This is a genomic window from Streptococcus sp. SV2 (assembly GCF_030440175.1).
Lineage (GTDB): Bacteria > Bacillota > Bacilli > Lactobacillales > Streptococcaceae > Streptococcus > Streptococcus raffinosi.
In genome coordinates this window covers 99,824-119,613 of sequence record NZ_JAQFJQ010000006.1, presented here as the reverse complement: position 1 = coordinate 119,613, position 19,790 = coordinate 99,824, and the positions used below count along the sequence as shown (strand labels likewise).

The following is a 19,790-nucleotide window of genomic DNA, read 5'->3' as shown; positions in this document are numbered from 1 at the left end:
CTCACTCTTTTTTTGCATTTTTAAGAGCAAAGTACTGATTGCTAACTGTAAGTATTACCGAGGTCATATTAGGGATACTATCTGTCATCACAATGCGGTTTTTAGCATGATTTGACGCAATCAATTAGGAATATAGAGCAAAAGTACTTAATTTGTTCAAAAAGTAACAAAGTCTGAGCATAAAAGGTGTAACCGTTTTCTGAATATGGTAGAATATTATAGTAAAACTATTATCAAAAGAAAGTTGGATAAACTTATGTCAAAAATCGTAGTTGTTGGCGCTAACCACGCTGGTACTTTTAGTATCAATACTATTCTCGATAATTACGGAGACCAAAATGAAGTTGTTGTTTTCGACCAAAACTCTAACATTTCATTCTTGGGTTGTGGTATGGCTCTTTGGATTGGTAATCAAATTTCTGGTTCTGATGGCCTTTTCTATGCCAACAAAGAAGGACTTGAAAGCAAGGGTGCTAAGGTTTATATGAACTCACCAGTTGAGTCTATTGACTTTGATGGTAAAACCGTTACAGCTCTTGTTGATGGAAAAGAACATGTTGAATCATATGACAAATTGATTTTGGCTACTGGTTCACAACCAATTTTGCCTCCAATCGAAGGCGCTGAAATTAAAGAAGGTAGCCGTACTTTCGAAGCTACTCTTGAAAACCTTCAATTCGTTAAACTTTTCCAAAATGCCCAAGAAGTTATTGATAAGTTGAACGACAAATCACAAGATATCAAACGTGTAGCAGTTGTTGGTGCTGGTTACATTGGTGTTGAATTGGCTGAAGCTTTCCAACGTCACGGTAAAGAAGTCATTCTTATCGATGTTGTTGACACATGTCTGGCAGGTTATTATGACCATGACTTGACTGATCTTATGGCTAAAAACATGGAAAACCATGGTATTAAATTGGCATTTGGTGAAACTGTTAAGGCAGTTGAAGGGGATACTAAAGTTGAACGTATCGTCACTGATAAAAATGCTTATGATGTCGACATGGTCGTTCTTGCCGTTGGTTTCCGTCCTAACACAGCTCTTGGTGCTGGTAAGTTGGAAACATTCCGTAATGGCGCTTACCTTGTTAATAAGAAACAAGAAACATCAGTTAAGGACGTTTACGCAGTTGGTGACTGTGCTACCGTTTATGACAATGCCCTTGATGATGTCAACTACATTGCCTTGGCTTCAAATGCTGTTCGTTCAGGTATCGTTGGTGGTCATAATGCCGGTGGTGGCGATGTCGAATCAAATGGTGTTCAAGGATCAAATGGTATTTCAATCTATGGCTTGAACATGGTATCTACTGGTTTGACTGAAGAAAAAGCAAAACGTTTTGGCTTCAATCCTGCAGTAGTAGCTTCAACGGATCTTCAAAAAGCTGCCTTTATGGAAGATGGAAATGAAGAAGTCACAATCAAGATTGTTTATGACAAAGATACACGTAAAGTTCTTGGTGCTCAAATGGTATCACGTATGGATATCTCAATGGGTATTCACATGTTCTCATTGGCAATTCAAGAAGGTGTCACTATTGATCGTCTCCAATTACTTGATTTGTTCTTCTTGCCACACTTTAACCAACCACTTAGCTATATTGCTAAAGCAGCTATCTCAGCTAAATAATATGAAACAGCTAATTCATTTGAATTGGCTGTTTTTGTCTCTTTAATCTACTAAAAAAGCCTCCTTTCGGAGACTTTTTCTAGTTAACTAATGTCACATTAGTTTTTTGAAGCTTCTTGGAAGTCTGGGTTTTTCCATGCTTCATCAATGATAGCTTGCAATTCATCAGCTGAAGCTTTCATCTTTTGTTGTTCAGCATCGTTCAATGGGATGTTAACTGGACGTACAATACCGTGTGCACCAACGATAGCTGGTTGACCGATATAAACGTTACTTACACCATATTGACCTTCTTGGAATACAGACAATGGAAGTACTGCATTTTCATCGTCAAGGATAGCTTTAGTGATACGAGCAAGGGCTACTGCGATACCATAGTAAGTAGCACCTTTTTTGTTGATGATTGTGTAAGCTGCATCACGAACACCTTCGAACAATTCAACCAATTCAGCTTCTTGAACGTTTTCTTTGTCTTTAAGGAATTCTTCAAGGTTTACACCAGCGATGTTAGCGTGTGACCAAACGGCAAATTCTGAGTCACCGTGTTCACCCATGATGTAGGCGTGAACTGAACGTGCGTCAACGTCAAGTTTTTCAGCAAGTGCTTGACGGAAACGAGCTGAGTCAAGTGAAGTACCTGAACCTACAACGCGTTCTTTAGGGAATCCTGAGAATTTCCATGTTGCGTAAGTCAATACGTCAACTGGGTTAGCGGCTACAAGGAAGATTCCTTTGAATCCTGATTCAACAACTTGTGTAACGATTGATTTGTTGATGGCAAGGTTTTTACCAACAAGATCAAGACGAGTTTCACCTGGTTTTTGAGGAGCACCAGCAGTGATAACTACAAGGTCAGCATCCGCACAGTCTTCGTATTTAGCTGCATAGATTTTTTTAGGTGAAGTGAATGCAAGGGCGTGACTAAGGTCAAGTGCATCACCAACAGCTTTTTCGAACAATTGTGGAATTTCAATGATACCAAGTTCTTGAGCGATACCTTGGTTTACAAGTGCGAAAGCGTAAGATGAACCTACGGCACCGTCACCAACAAGGATGACTTTTTTGTGTTGTTTAGTTGCAGTCATGGTCTAAACATCTCCTTAATTTTTTATTGGGTTACCCCATACACTGCTTATTCTACCACTTTAAGTGATGGATGTCACGAAATATTAAGTAAATAATGGATGAAAGCGTTTTACACAACTGAAAAATAAAGCGTTTTATGGTATAATATTATAGAAATCTTCTATACTCTTTTATTAGAGTTTGGAATGATTTGAATGAAAGAAAAGAGGCATTTTAAAGGTGCAAGATAATAATTTAATTGACGTTAAATTGACATCTGAAATGAAAACGAGTTTTATCGATTACGCCATGAGTGTAATCGTTGCTCGTGCTTTGCCAGATGTTCGTGATGGTTTAAAACCAGTACAACGTCGTATCCTTTATGGAATGAATGAGCTTGGGGTGACACCTGATAAGCCACATAAAAAATCAGCTCGTATCACTGGGGATGTCATGGGTAAATATCACCCACATGGTGACTCATCTATCTATGAGGCTATGGTTCGTATGGCCCAATGGTGGAGCTACCGTTACATGTTGGTTGATGGTCACGGTAACTTTGGTTCTATGGATGGGGACGGAGCCGCCGCTCAGCGTTACACTGAGGCGCGTATGTCAAAATTCGCCTTGGAAATGCTCCGTGATCTCAACAAAAATACTGTTGATTTTCAAGATAACTACGATGGTTCGGAACGTGAGCCAATTGTTCTGCCATCACGTATTCCTAATTTACTTGTTAATGGCGCAACAGGGATTGCCGTTGGTATGGCGACCAATATCCCACCGCACAATCTGTCTGAGACAATTGATGCTGTCAAATTGATGATGGACAATCCTGAGGTCACAACACGTGAGTTGATGGAAGTTCTCCCTGGTCCTGATTTTCCAACGGGTGGTCTGGTCATGGGGAAAACCGGTATTCACCGTGCCTATGAGACTGGTAAAGGCTCTATTGTTCTTCGTTCGCGTACTGAAATTGAAACAACTAAATCAGGTCGTGAGCGTATTGTTGTCACTGAGTTTCCTTACATGGTCAATAAGACCAAGGTTCATGAGCATATTGTTCGTTTGGCCCAAGAAAAACGTGTGGAAGGAATTACAGCAGTCCGTGATGAGTCGTCCCGTGAAGGAGTTCGCTTTGTTATTGAAGTGCGTCGTGATGCCTCTGCCAATGTTATCTTGAACAATTTGTTCAAATTGACACAACTTCAGACTAACTTCAGCTTCAATATGTTGGCCATTGAAAAGGGTGTTCCTAAAATCCTTTCTTTGCGTCAAATCTTGGCAGATTATATTGCCCACCAAAAAGAAGTTGTGGTTCGTCGCACACAGTTTGACAAGGATAAGGCTGAGGCACGTGCCCATATTTTAGAAGGTTTATTAATTGCACTCGATCACTTGGATGAAGTGATTGCAATTATTCGTAACAGTCAAACGGATTCGGAAGCGCAAGCTGAGTTGATGGCTCGTTTCGAACTTACCGAACGTCAAAGTCAAGCGATTCTTGATATGCGTTTGCGTCGTTTGACCGGTTTGGAACGTGATAAGATTCAAAACGAATATAATGATCTGTTAGCCTTGATTGCAGACTTGGCCGATATCTTGGCGAAACCTGGACGTGTTATTGCCATTATCAAAGAAGAATTGGATGAGAGCAAGCGAAAATTCGGAGATGCTCGTCGTACCGAACTTATGGTCGGTGAAGTTGTCTCACTTGAAGATGAAGACCTCATCGAAGAAGAAGATGTGGTTATTACGCTTTCAAACAAAGGCTATATTAAACGTTTGGCTCAAGATGAGTTCCGCTCACAAAAACGTGGTGGACGTGGGGTCCAAGGTACTGGTGTTAATGACGATGACTTTGTTCGTGATATTGTTTCAACTAGCACTCATGATCACCTTTACTTTATGACTAACAAAGGGCGTGTATACCGTCTTAAGGGCTATGAAATTCCTGAATATGGTCGTACAGCCAAGGGATTACCAATTGTCAACCTCTTGAAGTTAGACGAGGGTGAGACCATTCAAACGGTGATTAATGCTAAGAGTGATGAAGCTTCTGAAAATAATCACCTAGTCTTTGTGACTCGTCAAGGTTTGGTTAAGCGCACTAAAGAAGCCGAGTTCAAAAACATTCGCCAAAATGGTTTGATTGCCTTAAAACTTAGAGAAGGTGATGAACTCATCAATGTCTTCTTGACTACAGGAAATGAAGAAATTATCATTGGTACTAAGTTTGGATACAGTGTACGCTTCAAGGAAAATACGATTCGAAGCATGGGTCGTATGGCTGCTGGTGTTAAAGGAGTGACTCTTCGTGATGGCGACCAAGTCGTTGGTGCTGCCGCCATTATGGACGACCAAGAAGTATTGATTATCTCTGAAAAAGGTTATGGTAAGCGTACTTCAGCCACTGAATACCCAACTAAGGGGCGTGGCGGTAAAGGTATCAAGACGGCTAATATCACTGATAAGAACGGTCATTTAGCTGGTATTGCTACCGTTTCTGGTAACGAGGACATCATGGTCATGACTGATACAGGTGTTATCATTCGTACAGCAGTTGCCAATATTTCCCAAACTGGACGTGCCACTCAAGGGGTTAAGGTCATGCGTTTGGATAATTCTGCTCGAATTGTAACTTTTGCTTTGGTTGAACCAGAAGAAGTTGTGAAAGCTCCCGAGGCCGTCCAAGAAAGTGGTGATAACTGATGAGCAGAGATAAGAAAAATAAGACAACTAAAAAGCGTCATAAATGTCTTGAAATCCTTCGTTGGGTCTTGATTGTTGTTCTTTTGGTTGTTGGTCTAGCGCTATTTTTCAATAAGTCCATCCGCAACACTGTGATTGCCTGGAACACCAATAAATATCAAGTTAGTAATGTTTCTAAAAAGACAATTGAGAAAAACAAAGAAGCTAAGACTAGCTTTGACTTTGAAAATGTTCAATCAATCAGTACTGGATCCGTTTTGCAAGCGCAAATGGATGCTCAAAAGCTTCCGGTTATTGGTGGTATTGCCATTCCTGAGGTCGGTATCAACCTCCCTATTTTCAAAGGCCTTGGAAATACAGAGTTGACTTACGGTGCAGGAACCATGAAGGAAACTCAAGTCATGGGTGGGGAAAACAATTATGCTCTGGCTAGTCACCATGTTTTTGGTATTGCAGGAGCTTCTGACATGCTTTTTTCACCTCTTGATAGGGCTAAGAAAGGCATGAAGATTTATCTTACGGATAAAAATAAAGTCTACACTTATGTCATTAGTGAGGTTACAGTTGTTCAACCAACTGAAGTAGCGGTGGTTGATGATTCACCTGGTAAGTCAGAAGTTACTCTTGTGACTTGTACAGATGCTGAAGCAACTCAGCGTACAATTGTCAAAGGAGTTTTGAAAACTCAAGTAGAATATGATAAGGCTAATTCAGATATTATTGATGCCTTTAACAAATCATATAACCAATTTCAAAGTTGAGAAAAGGCCGTAAGGCCTTTTTCTAAGGAGGAAAAAATGTTTTTAAATACGGTACATCATGTTGCCATCATAGTTTCTGATTATGAGCGCTCTCGAGATTTTTATGTTAATAAACTTGGTTTTGAAATCATTAGGGAAAATCATCGTTCCGAGCGTCATGATTATAAGTTAGACTTACGTTGTGGAGCCATAGAGCTTGAAATCTTTGGTAATAAAACGAATGATCCGGCCTATGTGGAGCCACCTCAACGTCCATCCTATCCTGAAGCTTGTGGCTTACGTCATTTAGCATTCAAGGTTTCTCATATAGAGGAAGTTGTAAAAGACTTAGAAGAAAAAGGTATCTCTTGCCAACCTATTCGAAAGGATACATTTACTGGCGAAAAGATGACTTTTTTTGATGATCCTGATGGTCTTCCTTTGGAGTTGCATGAGTAGTTTTTTTGACCTTATTTTTTCAAGTCATGGTATAATTAATTCACGTCTGGCCCTTTTGTCAGTCGTCCTTTAGGAGATTATGGATACTAATCTATTTTCGAAAGGAAAAACACATGAAATTGAAAAAACTTTTTATTACTGGGGCTGCTCTGTTAGCTTCAGTGACCACCTTTGCTTCAGCTGCTCAAGCAGCCACATCGTCAGACGTTCAAAAGGTTATTGATGAATCTTATGTTCAGCCTGACTATGTCATGGGGTATTCTTTGTCAGAAGACCAACGCAACCAGACCTTGAATTTGTTGGGTTATGATAGCAATAAAGATACCAATGTTAAGACGCTAACGACATCAGCATATGCAAAAATCATGAATGTTGCAGACGATTCTAGTTTACAGTTATATTCTTCGGTTAAAATAGCAAAGCTAGGTGCTAAAGAAACCTTGACTGTTGATATTGTAACGCCACAAAATATCACGAAAATCACTCCAGATATGTACCGTAATGCTGCCACGACACTTGGTATTGAACATGCTAAGATTACAGTAGCAGCACCGATTGCCGTTACTGGTGAAAGTGCCTTGGCTGGTATTTATTATTCCCTTGAGCAAAATGGAGCCAAAGTTTCAGATGAAAGCAAGGAGCTTGCCCAAGAGGAACTTAAAACCCTTTCTCAAATCAATGAGGAAAATTCAGGTAAGAGTAACTATGATGCTGATAAGCTTAATGTAGCCATGACTGATATCAAATCTGCAGTTGCAGATAAAGGCGACAAGTTGACTGAAGATCAAGCTAAAACAATTGTTCAGCAAACCATCAATAACTACAACTTGAATCTTTCTGATAATCAAATCAATCTTTTGGTTAATTTTGCTTTGAATTTATCTAAGTCCTCAATCATCGATAGTGCTAGTTTTAAGTCAAGCTTGAGTTCACTGAAAGATTCTATCGTTTCTAAAGCTGGAAATACCTTCTCTGGCATCAACTTAAAATTTGATGCTAACAAGACACTTGAAAATAGTAAAAATATTTTTGCGCAAATCTGGCAAGCTATCGTAGATTTCTTTACTGGACTTTTTAAATAGTGAAAGAGCTATCCGTTTGGATGGCTTTTTTCGATTTTTCAGAAAATATTTGAAATGCTATTGAAATTTTTTACACAATTGTGTAAAATAGTAACCATCAATTCAGATTATTCTGAAAATTGTTTTAGGAGGCTTTTTATGTCACAATCGAGTGTTACGAGTCAGTCAACCTGGCGTAGTAAAATAAAAGCAATGGGACCTGGTATCCTAATGGCTTCAGCAGCTGTAGGTGGTTCTCATATCGTTTCTTCAACACAAGCCGGAGGTAAGTATGGCTGGGCCTTGTTAGGTTTGGTTATTCTAGCTAATCTCTTTAAATATCCATTTTTCCGTTTTGGTGCGGAATACACAGCAGATACTGGGAAAACTCTAGTTGAAGGGTATGCTGAAAAAGGGAAGTTCTACCTTTGGGTATTCTTCATCCTCAATGTTTTCTCAGCTTTGGTTAATACAGCAGGTGTTGCAATCCTCTGTGCAGCTATCATTGCAAGTGCCTTTCCGATGCTAGGTTTGACAATTACTGTTTGGTCGTTTATCTTGGTTGCTATTATTTGGGGAATGTTGCTCTTTGGAGGGTACAAACTTCTTGATGGTATGGCCAAATGGATCATGTCAGCCTTGACTATCGCAACAGTAGCAGCAGTTATTATTGCGGCAATCAAACACCCAGAGTACAGTGCTGACTTCGTTGAAAAAACACCATGGCAGTTAGCAGCCCTTCCATTTATCGTGTCGCTTCTTGGTTGGATGCCAGCTCCAATCGAAATTTCAGCCATCAACTCACTTTGGTCAGCTGAGAAAAAGAAAACTGTTGATTTTAACACTGATGATGCCCTCTTTGACTTTAACGTTGGTTACATCGGAACAGCTATTCTTGCAGTATTCTTTGTAGCACTCGGTGCTCTTATCCAGTATCCAACTGGTAAACCTGTAGTAGCAGCCTCAGCGGCCTATATCGCACAATTCGTCGGTATGTATGAATCAGTGCTTGGTACTTGGTCTCGCTACTTGATTACTTTCATTGCTTTCTTGTGTATCTTTGGTACCGTTATCACAGTTATTGATGGTTATTCACGTGTAAATGAGATATCTCTACGACTTTTGTTTAACAAGAAAGAATCCAGTGCAACACCTTTGAACGTATGGATGACTTTGACTTCAATTATTGGTCTTATCATCATTATCTTCTTCCAAGGTCAAGTTGGTACCATGCTTCGTTTCGCCATGATTGGTTCATTCTTGACGACACCTTTCTTTGCGCTATTGAACTATGTGCTTGTCACTAAGGCTAAGAAAGATTTTCCAATGTGGTTGAAAGTGCTTGCCATTGCAGGTTTGATTTTCTTGTTCGGATTTGCACTCTTCTTTATCTGGGCTTTGGCTATTGGTAAAGCAGGTTAATAGGATTAAACGGTTTCCATACGGAAGCTGTTTTTTATTTTAAAGGAGGGGGTTAGGAGAGATTATAGCCAAGAGAATACAAAAAAACCATTCCAATTGGAATGGCTTAACAACAAGATGTTGCTTATTTGAGACCGTATTTTTTGTTGAAACGATCCACGCGTCCGTCTGCTTGTGTGAATTTTTGACGGCCTGTGTAGAATGGGTGAGAATCTGATGAAATTTCTACACGGATAAGTGGGTAAGTTTCACCTTCGAATTCAACTGTTTCGTTTGAGTACTTAGTTGAACCGCTAAGGAATTGGTAACCAGTAGTTGTGTCCATGAATACTACTGGACGGTAATCTGGATGGATATCTTTTTTCATGTTAAAATGTTTCCTTTCTGCCATGGTACTTTTCGTACCATAGTTTTTTTTAACTATTCTAGTTTATCAAAACCTTAACTTCTTGACAAGTCTTTTTCCCTATTTTTTAGGAAAGTCGTATCTTGTATACACCGCTTGTTTGAAAGCAGTGGTTGTCTTTATCAATAATAATGGCTTCAAGGTCTTCATGGGCACTAACTTCTTGGAAAATATGCTCAAGACTTGACCCAAATAAACGAGTCGTCCAAATTTCACCATCAACTGAAAGTGGAGAAATGATAGTAAGGCTTGCAAGATTGCTAGTAACAGGATAGCCAGTTTGACTATCAAAAATATGATGATAGGTCTTACCGTCTATTTCAAAAGTCCGTTCATAGATTCCAGAAGTGACGACAGATTGGTCTCTGATAGCAAGCACCATGAGATTGGTGTTCCTCGTTTCCTTAGGATTTTGAATACCGATTCGCCATTTATGGTCAGGATTATGGAGAGCTGGTCCGAAGGTTAGAACATTGCCTCCTAGATTTATCAAGGCACTGGTTACTTTTTCAGCTTTGAGAAAGTCTGCAATCCGATCTGCGATATAACCCTTAGCTAAGGCACCCAGATCAATTTTCATTCCCTTCTCTTTGAGGAAGACACTTTGATTTACCTCGGATAGGACGATGGCATTGGGATTAATAATATCTAGGAGTGGAGCGATTTCTTCAGAAAGTGGAAGTCTGGCATCAGAAAAGCCAATCCGCCAGGTCTGAATGAGAGGACCAATGGCAATATTAAGGTGGCTTCCAACTTGGCAACTATGCCATTTTCCAAGAGAAATCAGTTCGAACAGTTCTGGGTGAATCTTTACAGGGTGTATACCGGCAGCCTTATTAATTTGCATGAGTTCAGAACTGTCGTCATTAGCAGAGAATCGCTTATTATAAAGATGAAGCAGTGTCTCAACCTGGTCTAGTACGGGTTCTGGTTGATTATGATAGATGGAAACATCAATAACAGTTCCCATAAGATGTACACGACGATTAGTGAGTTGCATGGGCAACAGTATCCTTGATTTCTTGATAGATTTGGTCATTTTCCTCTAAGCTGTAGGAATTGGCACCACTGGCAAGTGGGTGTCCACCACCGTCATGACGCTTAGCAATCTCGTTGATGACAATAGACTTACTACGAAGTCGCACACGGTAATGCCCTTCAGGCTGCTCTACGAAAATAGCCCATGATTGAACGGTGTCAATACGGCCAGGAGTGCCAACAATGGCTGAACTTTCAGCATCAGAGACATTAAAGTCATCAAGTACTTTTCGTGTTAGGACGACTCGAGCTGCTCCATTTTCATCAACATCAAGATTATCGAAAATATAGCCTTGCAATTTAGCGATTTTGAAGGGAAAACTGTCCATACGACGTGCCATAGCAGAAAAATCGAAGTCGTATTCACGTAGTTTTGCTGCAATGTGAAGTGTTTTTGCAGTTGTCGATGGGAAGAGGAAGCGTCCCGTATCGCCAACTATGCCATTATAGAGAACACGTGCAGCCGCATCTGAAAGTGCTAAACCGACAGTGAGAGCCCAGTCTGTCACAATTTCGCTGGCACTTGAAGCAGTAGTATCAACTAAAAGCAGGTCTCCGTAAGCATCATCGTTAGGATGGTGGTCAATTTTGATAAGAAAGTCGCCCTTACTATATCGGTCATCATCAATACGAGGAGTATTGGCGGTATCAGTAACGATAACAAGAGCTCCTTCATAATCCTGATCAGCTACTTCATCCATCTCAGCAATCCAAGATAGAGTTGGTTCATTGATACCCGTTGCAAGGACCTTTTTATCTGGAAAGTTTGTTTTCAAAATTTCCTTCAAACCTACCTGACTACCGATGGCATCAGGGTCTGGTCGTTGGTGGCGATGAATAATAATAGTGTCATAAGCTTTGATTTTTTCTAAAATAGCTTGAAATACAGTCATAAAAATCTCCTTGTGATTTTTTTCTATTATATCATGAATAGAAGCAAAAACGATTAGCCTAAACTAACCGTTGCAAAGATTAAATCTCTTTATAATCAACATCAAGGCCACGCTGAACAGCTGGACGGTTGCTGATCTTATCAGCCCAAGCTTGAAGATGCTTGTATTCTTTAACGTTAAGGAAGATACCAGCCTTGTCCCAAATCTTATCCTGAGCAAGTCGGCCATACCAAGACCAGATTGCGATATCAGCGATAGTATACTCATCCCCAGCGATATAAGGTTTGGTTGCAAGTTCTTTATCAAGCAAGTCAAGTTGGCGTTTGGCTTCCATAGCAAAACGGTTGATGGCGTATTCGATTTTTTCAGGAGCGTAATGGAAGAAGTGACCAAAACCACCGCCTAGGAAAGGTGCAGCGCCTGTTTGCCAAAAGAGCCAGTTGAGAACTTCAGTACGTTTAGCATGATCAGTTGGAATAAGTTTTCCAAACTTTTCAGCCAAGTAAAGGAGGATGTTAGCTGATTCAAAGACACGAACAGGTTGGTCTTCGGAATAGTCCATCATGGCAGGAATCTTTGAATTTGGATTGATAGTAACAAAGTCTGATCCAAACTGGTCACCATCACCAATCTTAATACGATAAGCATCATAACCTGCTTGAGTCACGCCGAGTTCTTTAAGTTCTTCTAACATGATAGTTGCCTTGATACCGTTTGGCGTCGGAAGAGTATAGAGTTGGAAAGGTTGATCGCCTTTTGGTAAGGTTTGTTCAAAACGGGCGCCAGCAGTCGGTTGGTTAATACCACCCCAGGCTCCTCCCATAGCAGCTGGATTTTCCCAAACTTCGGGTAAAATATAGTCAGACATGATAATTCTCCTTGTATTCTTGATAGTTACATCCTAACAAAATGCTAGTGGCATTTCAAGAATCTGCTACGTCTCATTAGCTCTAGCATCTTGACTTTTTTCTATGGAATGATAATATAGTAAAAATTAATTTTATTTGATTAACAAAAACAAAGATTGGGAGAGTAAAAAATTTGACAGCTATCGATTTTCATCACTTGGCTAAAACAGAATTGCACTGCCATTTGGATGGTTCTTTGTCAATAGAGACCATTCGTCATCTTGCTAAATTAGCACAGATTGAACTGCCAGAAGATGACGAAGAGCTCAAACACCATGTGACAGCTCCACATACCTGTGAGAGTCTTCTGGATTATTTGGAGGCTTTCGATTACATTCGCCCACTGTTACAGACTAAGGAAGCTTTAACCCTTGCTGCCTATGATGTGGCTAAGCAGGCTGCTCTTGAGAATGTCATCTATATTGAAGTGCGTTTTGCACCTGAATTGTCTATGGATAAGGGTCTTACTGTCGTTGAAACTATCCAAGCTGTATGTCAAGGGTTACGTCAAGCTCAGGATGAATTCGGTATTGTTGCTAAGGCCTTGGTTTGTGGAATGCGTCAATCGGACCAAGATTTGACTTCTCGTATCCTTGATGAAGCCAATAAGGTTGAAGAGACTGATTTTGTTGGCTTTGATTTTGCTGGTGATGAACATCATTATGGACCAAAGGCTATTGAATCTTTGATTGAACAAGTTCAGACTTACGATCGTCCTATGACTTTCCACGCAGGTGAGTGTGGCTGCCCAGCCTTTCTAGCTCAGTCTATTGCAATGGGAATCAAGCGTAATGGACATGCGACTATCCTTGCTCAAGAGCCTGAACTTTTGGAAGAATTTGTAAAAAATGGTGTCACAGGTGAATTGTGTCTGACAAGTAATCTCCAGACCAAGGCTGCTGTGACTGTTGCTGATTTCCCTTACCTAAAAATGAACGCAGCGGGGGCAAACATTACGATTAATACGGACAATCGTACCGTTTCTGATACAAACCTAACCAAAGAATACGAACTCTATCACAAGCATTTTAACACTTCTGTTCAAGATTTCTTTGTTCACAATAAGACAGCTATAGAGGCTTCCTTTGCTAGTGATGAAGAGAAAAAAGAACTTCTTGAAAAATTGACTCAGGCTTATTCATAAGAAATAAGGTTAAGATAAAGTAGATGTAAGAGCTAAACGAGTGTAGCTCAAACAGAATGACTAAGTGCTCTGTTAAAAAGGTTGGTACTGATTTTCTTATTTGAGTCAAGAATAAGAAGACAATGTGAATTTTTTCAAAAATTGTTCAGTATCAGGCCCTTTTGCGTCTCGAATTATGATAAAATAAGTACAAAATATATTTTAGAGGAGTCTGGTTTGGCACAGCTTTATTTTCGCTACGGCACCATGAATTCAGGAAAATCTATTGAAATTCTCAAGGTGGCCCATAATTATGAAGAACAGGGAAAACCAGTTGTGCTTATGACCAGTCGTCTGGATAATCGAGATGGTGTAGGTTATATTTCTAGCCGAATAGGTATGAAACGTAAGGCTTATCCAATTGGTAATGACACGGATATTTTTGGATACATTGCTGCTATGAATCCTAGTCCTTATTGTGTTTTGATTGATGAGGCTCAATTTCTGACTCGGGCAAATGTCTACGATTTGGCACGTATTGTTGACGAATTGGATATTCCCGTAATGGCATTTGGCTTAAAAAATGATTTTCAAAACAACCTGTTTGAGGGATCAAAGTATCTCTTGCTTTTATCTGACAAGATTGATGAAATAAAAACCATCTGTCATTACTGCTCTAGGAAGGCAACTATGGTTCTACGCATGGAAAATGGAGAGCCAGTTTATGAAGGGGCACAGGTTCAAATTGGAGGTCATGAGAGTTATATTTCCGTTTGTCGAAAGCACTGGTTTAACCCACCTCGCAAGAAAATAGTTCCTTTGAAAGAGAATTAAAAACGATTATCAGTTATACAAGGAGTAACAGTAACAAATGAACATTTATGATCAGTTGCAGGCGGTTGAAGACCGTTACGAGGAATTAGGAGAGCTACTTAGTGACCCTGAGGTTGTTTCGGATACTAAGCGTTTTATGGAATTGTCTCGTGAGGAGGCTAATACCCGTGAAACTGTAACAGTTTACCGTGAATACAAGCAAGTTATCCAAAACATCACAGATGCTGAGGAGATGATTAAGGAAGCAAGCGGTGATCCTGACTTGGAAGAAATGGCTAAGGAAGAACTCAAAGAATCCAAAGCCGCTAAAGAGGAGTACGAAGAACGTTTGAAAATTCTTCTCTTGCCAAAAGACCCTAATGATGACAAGAATATCATCCTTGAAATCCGTGGGGCTGCAGGTGGTGATGAAGCAGCTTTGTTTGCGGGAGACCTCTTAAATATGTACCAAAAATACGCTGAAACACAAGGTTGGCGCTTTGAGGTCATGGAAGCATCATATAATGGTGTCGGAGGTATCAAAGAAGTGGTTGCCATGGTTTCAGGACAATCAGTCTACTCTAAACTCAAATATGAATCGGGAGCGCACCGTGTACAACGTGTCCCTGTGACTGAGAGCCAAGGACGTGTCCATACTTCAACGGCAACTGTCTTGGTCATGCCAGAAGTTGAAGAAGTGGATTATGAAATTGATCCTAAAGACCTTCGTGTTGATATCTATCACGCTTCTGGTGCTGGTGGTCAGAACGTCAATAAGGTTGCGACTGCCGTTCGTATGGTCCATATTCCAACTGGTATTAAGGTTGAAATGCAAGAAGAACGTACGCAACAGAAAAACCGTGATAAAGCCATGAAGATTATTCGTGCCCGTGTGGCTGACCACTTCGCACAGATTGCTCAAGATGAACAAGATGCTGAACGTAAATCGACTGTTGGTACAGGGGACCGTTCAGAGCGTATCCGTACGTACAACTTCCCACAAAATCGTGTGACGGATCACCGTATTGGTTTGACCCTTCAAAAACTAGATACGATTTTAGCTGGTAAACTAGATGAAGTTGTTGATGCTTTGGTTCTTTACGATCAAACACAAAAATTGGAAGAACTTAACAAATGATTCTGGCAGATGCCTTAGCAGGCTATGAGAAGGAACTTGGGGCTGTTGGAGAAGAGCCAGAGGCTCTGTCCTTTGTCTATCGTGGTTTGAAACATTGGGATTTGACGCAATTTGTTCTTCATCTACGACAAGAAGTTTCAGAGGAAGACGAAAAGCTTCTTTCTAGTATCTTTAATCAACTAAAAGCGCATAAACCTGCTCAGTATATCCTAGGTTTTGAAGATTTTCATGGCTTACGTTTTCAAGTTGATGAGCGTGTTTTGATTCCTCGTCCTGAAACTGAGGAATTAGTGGAGCTAATTTTGGCGGAAAACCCAAAGACAGAGCTTAAGGTTCTTGATATTGGAACTGGGAGTGGTGCTATTGCAGTGTCTCTGAAAGAGAGTTGTCCTCTTTGGCAAGTGACGGCCAGTGACTTGTCTGTGGATGCTTTAGAACTTGCTAGAGAAAATGCCAAGCTCAACCAAGTAGACATCAGTTTTATTCAATCGGATGTTTTTGAAAATATTTCTGGTAGTTTTGATATCATTGTGTCAAATCCTCCCTATATTTCTGAAAATGATAAGAACGAAGTTGGTTTAAATGTCTTGGCTAGTGAGCCCAAGATGGCTTTGTTTGCTGATGAAGATGGCCTTGCCATTTATAGACAGATTATTGAGAGGGCTGCTAAGCATCTAAGTCCTCAAGGAAAACTCTATTTTGAGATTGGCTATAAGCAGGGCAGTGATTTGAAGAAACTCTTGTCTCTACATTTTCCAGATAAGTGTGTGCGTGTCCTTAAGGACCAATTTGGGCAGGATAGAATGGTTGTGATGGATGATGGAAACTAACACGGATTTAAAAGCAATCTTGGCAAATGGAGGGGCGGTCGTCCTTCCCACAGAGACGGTTTATGGTCTTTTTGCTAGAGCTTTGGACGAGAATGCGGTCAATCATGTCTATGAGCTAAAGAATCGTCCTAGGGATAAGGCTATGAATTTGAATGTCGCTTCTTATGAAGATATCTTGACCTATTCAAAAGAGCAACCTGACTATCTCAAAAAACTTTACGATGCTTTTTTGCCTGGACCTTTGACCATCATTTTAAAAGCTAATGGCCAAGTACCTAAGTGGATTAATTCGGGTTTGGCGACGGTTGGCTTTCGCTTGCCAAACCATCCTGTGACTAGAGAATTGATTCAAGCTGAAGGACCTCTGATTGGTCCATCAGCTAACAAGTCGGGAATGGCAAGTGGCCGTTATTTTGACCATATCAGAGCGCAGTTTGATTTTCAGGTGACAGGCTATCAAGATGATGATGCCCTGTTGGGCCTAGATTCGACGATTTTGGACCTGTCTGATACTCCAGCTAGAATACTTAGACAGGGAAAGATTACAAAAGATGACCTATTGGCAGCTCTACCAGAGTTGACCATAGAATAAATGACTAACAGTGACCCGGGAAAGTGTGAGAAAACTTTCAGTTGTGTATGGGTGAGTTAAGAAAAACCCATTAGACCAATAAATAGGAGATCTCAATGATTTTTGACAAAGAAGATTACAAAGCATTTGACCCTGAACTTTGGGAAGCCGTTGCCAAAGAAGAAGAACGCCAGCAGAACAATATTGAATTGATTGCTTCTGAAAATGTCGTTTCTAAGGCTGTTATGGCGGCTCAAGGAACACTTTTGACTAACAAATACGCTGAAGGCTATCCTGGTAAGCGTTACTACGGTGGTACAGACGTTATTGATGTGGTTGAAACCCTTGCTATTGAACGTGCTAAGAAACTTTTTGGAGCAAAATTTGCCAATGTACAACCTCACTCAGGTAGTCAGGCCAATGCTGCTGTTTACATGTCTTTGATTCAACCAGGTGACACTGTGATGGGGATGGATTTGTCAGCAGGTGGTCACCTGACACATGGTGCGCCAGTTAGCTTCTCTGGTAAGACTTATCACTTCGTTGCTTACAATGTTGATAAGGAAACTGAACTTCTTGATTATGATGCTATCCTTGCTCAAGCAAAAGAAGTAAAACCAAAACTCATCGTTGCGGGGGCTTCAGCTTACTCACGTATCATTGATTTTGCTAAATTCCGTGAAATCGCTGATGCAGTAGGTGCTTATCTCATGGTAGATATGGCTCATATTGCTGGTCTTGTGGCATCAGGCCATCATCCAAGTCCAGTACCTTACGCACATGTGACAACCACAACAACTCACAAGACTCTCCGTGGTCCTCGTGGTGGATTGATCTTGACTAATGATGAAGACATTGCTAAGAAAATCAATTCTGCCGTCTTTCCTGGTTTGCAAGGTGGTCCTTTGGAACACGTTATTGCAGCTAAGGCTGTTGCCCTTAAAGAAGCACTTGATCCTGCCTTTAAGGAATACGGTGAAAATGTCATCAAGAACGCCGCAGCTATGGCAGATGTTTTCAATCAACATCCAGACTTCCGTGTCATTTCAGGCGGAACAAATAATCATCTCTTCTTGGTCGATGTGACTAAGGTTGTTGAAAATGGTAAGGTTGCTCAAAATGTTCTTGAAGAAGTGAATATTACCTTGAACAAAAATGGTATTCCTTATGAACAATTGTCACCATTCAAAACATCTGGTATTCGTGTAGGTAGCCCAGCTATTACAAGTCGTGGTATGGGTGAAGCTGAGAGCCGTAAGATTGCTGAGTTGATGATCCAAGCTTTGGAAAATCACGACAAACCAGAAGTTTTGGAACGCATTCGTGGTGAAGTCAAAACACTTACAGATGCCTTTCCACTTTATTAAGGGATTATGTTAGATTTATATATTAAACGCATTATCATTCATCAGTTTTCGCCAAATGATACGGAGCTGGTATTGGCAGAAGCGCCTCTTGAAATAACACCACGTTTGGATGAGTATTTCCGGAAGAAACTGTCAAAAGTTTTCTCGGATGAGGCTAAACGTGGGTATTTCGAAGCAGAAAATGTTTTCATCAGTCATCTAGGGGATGATTTGATGGAAAGTTCTGTCAAAATTGCCCAACTTTGGAAGGAAGAATTTGTCATTTCTGAAGATCAAAAGACCAATGATTTGGTCTTTATTCAGTTTGACAAAGAAGGACAAGAGTATTTTGCATTCTTGCGCATTGCCCTAAAGGACAGTTTGATTCATTCTTTGGGAGATAGCCAGCATCCAATTCAATTGTCACAAAATAATCTGCCTTCTGCGGCTCAGACACCAGATGAAGCTTTGATAATTAACCGTAGCAGTAAGCAGTATTATCTGATTGAAAAGCGTATCAAACACAACGGTAGTTTTGCCAATTATTTCTCTGAAAATCTCTTGCAGGTCCAACCTGAACAGTCTGTCAAGAAGTCAATTAAGATGGTTGAAGACACGGCTCAAAAAATTGCTGAGAATTTTAATCAAGATGACTTTAACTTCCAAGGAAAAATGAAATCGGCTATTTTCAATAATTTGGAAGTAGACCAGGAATTGTCTCCTGAAAAATTGGCAGACCAGCTTTTTGATAATAATTTGACAGCTCGTTTGACCTTCGTTGATGAGCTTAAAGAGGCTATTCCTGAGCCTATTTCGGTCTCAGATATTGACCATTCTCGTCAAATTAAGAAATTAGAGAATCAAAAGCTATCGTTATCAAACGGAATTGAGTTAATTGTGCCTAATAACGTCTATCAGGATGCTAATAGTGTTGAGTTTATTCAAAATCCTGATGGCACCTATTCAATTCTCATCAAAAATATCGAGGATATCATCAATAAATAATATGTTTAAATGGATAAGACGTCTGGTGGTTCTTGTGCTAGTCTTCTTTCTAGGAATTCAAGCCTATCGTCTGCATGCCAATATACAACATGTCTTAGCTTATGAATCTATGGTTAAGGAAGTGTTGGCAGAGGATGATGTTGATAATACAACCAATGTAGATTTGGTCCTAGCAATGATTTACACAGAAACCAAGGGGAAGACAGATGACGTGATGCAGTCCAGTGAAAGTTCTTCAGGGGTTACTAACTCCATCAAAAATCGAAAAGAAAGTATTCGTCAGGGGGTGACAGTACTTTCAGAGAACCTGGAAGAGGCTGCCCACCATAAGGTGGATCCTTGGACAGCAGTGCAAGCCTATAATTTTGGTAAAGCCTATATTGATTATGTAGCTGATAATGGTGGAGTAAACACTGTTGAACTAGCAAAGGCCTATTCTAAAAATGTCGTTGCTCCAAGTCTTGGAAATACCAGTGGAAAGACCTACACCTATTACCAACCAGTTGCCATGTACTATGGTGGTGGAAAGCTTTATACAAATGGCGGAAATATTTATTACGCTAAGGAAGTACAGTTTAATCTCTTTTTGATGCGTATGTTCTCACGTCTCTAAGAGTGGCTACTTCATTT

19 protein-coding genes are annotated in these 19,790 nt (G+C 40.2%); 14 read left to right on the top strand and 5 right to left on the bottom strand.

What is annotated here, in order from left to right:
- The first annotated feature begins 256 nt into the window (after positions 1–256).
- Entirely contained in the window at positions 257–1,630 is a 1,374-nt protein-coding gene (gene nox, locus PCY14_RS05215; protein ID WP_021145179.1) for a H2O-forming NADH oxidase, read from the top strand.
- A 98-nt stretch (positions 1,631–1,728) separates the two neighbouring features.
- On the opposite strand, the gene PCY14_RS05210 is transcribed toward nox, so the two are convergent.
- A complete protein-coding gene (locus PCY14_RS05210; RefSeq protein ID WP_008534867.1) occupies positions 1,729–2,715 on the bottom strand; it encodes an L-lactate dehydrogenase in 987 nt (328 codons plus the stop codon).
- Between the two features lie 220 nt (positions 2,716–2,935).
- Between PCY14_RS05210 and gyrA the strand changes: the two genes are divergently transcribed.
- From gyrA to PCY14_RS05185, 5 genes are all read left to right on the top strand, one after another.
- A complete protein-coding gene (gene gyrA / locus PCY14_RS05205; RefSeq protein ID WP_021145183.1) occupies positions 2,936–5,407 on the top strand; it encodes a DNA gyrase subunit A in 2,472 nt (823 codons plus the stop codon).
- Positions 5,407–6,168: a class A sortase gene (locus tag PCY14_RS05200; RefSeq protein WP_008534865.1), complete on the top strand. Its 762-nt coding sequence runs from the start codon at positions 5,407–5,409 to the stop codon at positions 6,166–6,168. Before gyrA ends, PCY14_RS05200 begins: the two co-directional genes overlap by 1 nt.
- 36 nt (positions 6,169–6,204) lie before the next feature.
- Positions 6,205–6,606, top strand: a complete 402-nt coding sequence (locus PCY14_RS05195; RefSeq protein ID WP_060933742.1) for a VOC family protein — start codon at positions 6,205–6,207, stop codon at positions 6,604–6,606.
- Positions 6,607–6,719: 113 nt separating this feature from the next.
- Positions 6,720–7,688 carry a DUF1002 domain-containing protein gene (locus PCY14_RS05190; protein WP_293923050.1) on the top strand — a complete coding sequence of 323 codons (969 nt, stop codon included), beginning with the start codon at positions 6,720–6,722 and terminating at the stop codon, positions 7,686–7,688.
- A gap of 138 nt (positions 7,689–7,826) precedes the next feature.
- Positions 7,827–9,089, top strand: a complete 1,263-nt coding sequence (locus PCY14_RS05185) for an NRAMP family divalent metal transporter (protein WP_021151756.1) — start codon at positions 7,827–7,829, stop codon at positions 9,087–9,089.
- 124 nt (positions 9,090–9,213) lie between these two features.
- Here the strand turns inward: PCY14_RS05185 and PCY14_RS05180 are convergent, their stop codons facing one another.
- From PCY14_RS05180 to yghU, 4 genes are all read right to left on the bottom strand, one after another.
- Complete coding sequence (locus PCY14_RS05180; protein WP_008534857.1) at positions 9,214–9,456, bottom strand: type B 50S ribosomal protein L31; 243 nt, start codon at positions 9,454–9,456, stop codon at positions 9,214–9,216.
- Positions 9,457–9,562: 106 nt separating this feature from the next.
- Entirely contained in the window at positions 9,563–10,495 is a 933-nt protein-coding gene (locus PCY14_RS05175; protein WP_301363227.1) for an FAD:protein FMN transferase, read from the bottom strand.
- Complete coding sequence (locus PCY14_RS05170; RefSeq protein ID WP_021151759.1) at positions 10,482–11,426, bottom strand: bifunctional oligoribonuclease/PAP phosphatase NrnA; 945 nt, start codon at positions 11,424–11,426, stop codon at positions 10,482–10,484. Before PCY14_RS05170 ends, PCY14_RS05175 begins: the two co-directional genes overlap by 14 nt.
- Before the next feature lie 79 nt (positions 11,427–11,505).
- Positions 11,506–12,294, bottom strand: coding sequence for a glutathione-dependent disulfide-bond oxidoreductase (yghU, locus tag PCY14_RS05165; protein ID WP_301363226.1), 789 nt, complete (start codon positions 12,292–12,294; stop codon positions 11,506–11,508).
- Between the two features lie 173 nt (positions 12,295–12,467).
- On the opposite strand from yghU, the gene add reads away from it, so the two are divergent.
- The 8 genes from add to PCY14_RS05125 all read left to right on the top strand — a co-directional run bounded on the left by add (position 12,468) and on the right by PCY14_RS05125 (position 19,773).
- Positions 12,468–13,478 carry an adenosine deaminase gene (add, locus tag PCY14_RS05160; RefSeq protein WP_301363225.1) on the top strand — a complete coding sequence of 337 codons (1,011 nt, stop codon included), beginning with the start codon at positions 12,468–12,470 and terminating at the stop codon, positions 13,476–13,478.
- 216 nt (positions 13,479–13,694) lie between these two features.
- Entirely contained in the window at positions 13,695–14,291 is a 597-nt protein-coding gene (locus PCY14_RS05155; protein WP_301363224.1) for a thymidine kinase, read from the top strand.
- Positions 14,292–14,328: 37 nt separating this feature from the next.
- Positions 14,329–15,408, top strand: a complete 1,080-nt coding sequence (gene prfA, locus PCY14_RS05150) for a peptide chain release factor 1 (RefSeq protein ID WP_002887844.1) — start codon at positions 14,329–14,331, stop codon at positions 15,406–15,408.
- Entirely contained in the window at positions 15,405–16,238 is an 834-nt protein-coding gene (gene prmC / locus PCY14_RS05145; protein ID WP_060933748.1) for a peptide chain release factor N(5)-glutamine methyltransferase, read from the top strand. The genes prfA and prmC overlap by 4 nt, the downstream gene beginning before the upstream one ends.
- Entirely contained in the window at positions 16,228–16,830 is a 603-nt protein-coding gene (locus tag PCY14_RS05140) for an L-threonylcarbamoyladenylate synthase (RefSeq protein WP_196757029.1), read from the top strand. Before prmC ends, PCY14_RS05140 begins: the two co-directional genes overlap by 11 nt.
- 95 nt (positions 16,831–16,925) lie before the next feature.
- Entirely contained in the window at positions 16,926–18,176 is a 1,251-nt protein-coding gene (gene glyA, locus PCY14_RS05135) for a serine hydroxymethyltransferase (RefSeq protein ID WP_021145192.1), read from the top strand.
- A gap of 6 nt (positions 18,177–18,182) precedes the next feature.
- A complete protein-coding gene (locus PCY14_RS05130; RefSeq protein ID WP_060933750.1) occupies positions 18,183–19,160 on the top strand; it encodes a nucleoid-associated protein in 978 nt (325 codons plus the stop codon).
- A gap of 1 nt (position 19,161) precedes the next feature.
- The gene (locus PCY14_RS05125; RefSeq protein ID WP_042766916.1) at positions 19,162–19,773 is read left to right on the top strand and encodes a lysozyme family protein; all 612 of its coding nucleotides are present in this window, start codon (positions 19,162–19,164) and stop codon (positions 19,771–19,773) included.
- The last annotated feature ends 17 nt before the right edge of the window (positions 19,774–19,790 follow it).

What these genes read in the sequence shown, in the direction of transcription:
- prmC (WP_060933748.1), top strand. Translation starts at nt 15,405, where the DNA reads ATGATTCTGGCAGATGCCTTAGCAGGCTATGAGAAGGAACTTGGGGCT.
- PCY14_RS05195 (WP_060933742.1), top strand. Translation starts at nt 6,205, where the DNA reads ATGTTTTTAAATACGGTACATCATGTTGCCATCATAGTTTCTGATTAT.
- prfA (WP_002887844.1), top strand. Translation starts at nt 14,329, where the DNA reads ATGAACATTTATGATCAGTTGCAGGCGGTTGAAGACCGTTACGAGGAA.
- PCY14_RS05190 (WP_293923050.1), top strand. Translation starts at nt 6,720, where the DNA reads ATGAAATTGAAAAAACTTTTTATTACTGGGGCTGCTCTGTTAGCTTCA.
- PCY14_RS05180 (WP_008534857.1), bottom strand. Translation starts at nt 9,456, where the DNA reads ATGAAAAAAGATATCCATCCAGATTACCGTCCAGTAGTATTCATGGAC.
- PCY14_RS05140 (WP_196757029.1), top strand. Translation starts at nt 16,228, where the DNA reads ATGGAAACTAACACGGATTTAAAAGCAATCTTGGCAAATGGAGGGGCG.
- PCY14_RS05130 (WP_060933750.1), top strand. Translation starts at nt 18,183, where the DNA reads ATGTTAGATTTATATATTAAACGCATTATCATTCATCAGTTTTCGCCA.
- PCY14_RS05185 (WP_021151756.1), top strand. Translation starts at nt 7,827, where the DNA reads ATGTCACAATCGAGTGTTACGAGTCAGTCAACCTGGCGTAGTAAAATA.
- PCY14_RS05170 (WP_021151759.1), bottom strand. Translation starts at nt 11,426, where the DNA reads ATGACTGTATTTCAAGCTATTTTAGAAAAAATCAAAGCTTATGACACT.
- PCY14_RS05125 (WP_042766916.1), top strand. Translation starts at nt 19,162, where the DNA reads ATGTTTAAATGGATAAGACGTCTGGTGGTTCTTGTGCTAGTCTTCTTT.
- yghU (WP_301363226.1), bottom strand. Translation starts at nt 12,294, where the DNA reads ATGTCTGACTATATTTTACCCGAAGTTTGGGAAAATCCAGCTGCTATG.
- nox (WP_021145179.1), top strand. Translation starts at nt 257, where the DNA reads ATGTCAAAAATCGTAGTTGTTGGCGCTAACCACGCTGGTACTTTTAGT.
- PCY14_RS05175 (WP_301363227.1), bottom strand. Translation starts at nt 10,495, where the DNA reads ATGCAACTCACTAATCGTCGTGTACATCTTATGGGAACTGTTATTGAT.
- glyA (WP_021145192.1), top strand. Translation starts at nt 16,926, where the DNA reads ATGATTTTTGACAAAGAAGATTACAAAGCATTTGACCCTGAACTTTGG.
- PCY14_RS05210 (WP_008534867.1), bottom strand. Translation starts at nt 2,715, where the DNA reads ATGACTGCAACTAAACAACACAAAAAAGTCATCCTTGTTGGTGACGGT.
- PCY14_RS05200 (WP_008534865.1), top strand. Translation starts at nt 5,407, where the DNA reads ATGAGCAGAGATAAGAAAAATAAGACAACTAAAAAGCGTCATAAATGT.